Origin of the sequence: Vibrio sp. 10N.261.52.A1, from assembly GCF_002876325.1 — a bacterium.
Taxonomy (GTDB): Bacteria; Pseudomonadota; Gammaproteobacteria; order Enterobacterales; family Vibrionaceae; genus Vibrio; species Vibrio chagasii.
Map to the genome: position 1 here is coordinate 1,324 of NZ_MCYD01001059.1, position 518 is coordinate 1,841.

Genomic DNA, 518 nt, shown 5'->3' on the forward strand with positions numbered 1-518 from the left:
ACGCGCCATATCTAGCCAAGCAATCGCACCAATCGCAACGAAGATTAGAATGATGTTACGACCAAAGAATGTCACTAGAACGATTACTAGGAACATGAATGGTACTGCGTACAAGATTTCTAGGATACGCATCATCACTCGGTCAGTACGACCACCAATGAAGCCGGAAGCTGCACCGTAAAGCGTACCAATCAATACTGCTACGAAGGCACCCATCACACCAACCATCAATGAGATACGGCCACCAATTAGAGTACGTACATACAAATCACGACCTAAGCTATCAGTACCAAACCAGTGGTCAGCATTGGGGCCAACGTGCATCGCATACCAGTCAGTATCATCGTAAGTATACTGAGCCAGCATCGGCAAAAAGATAACCGCCAGTACCATAATAGTAAGGATGAACAGGCTGACCATCGCCGCTTTGTTACGCATGAAACGAATACGAGCATCCTGCCATAAACTACGACCTTCGATCTCTAGACTCTCAGAGAACTTTTCGATCGCTTCTAAAT

The 518-nt window shown here is 45.9% G+C and carries 1 pseudogene; it reads right to left on the minus strand.

The annotated features are described in order from the left end of the window. Window positions 1-518 (minus strand): annotated as a pseudogene (locus tag BCT81_RS22900) (peptide ABC transporter permease); the annotation flags it as partial.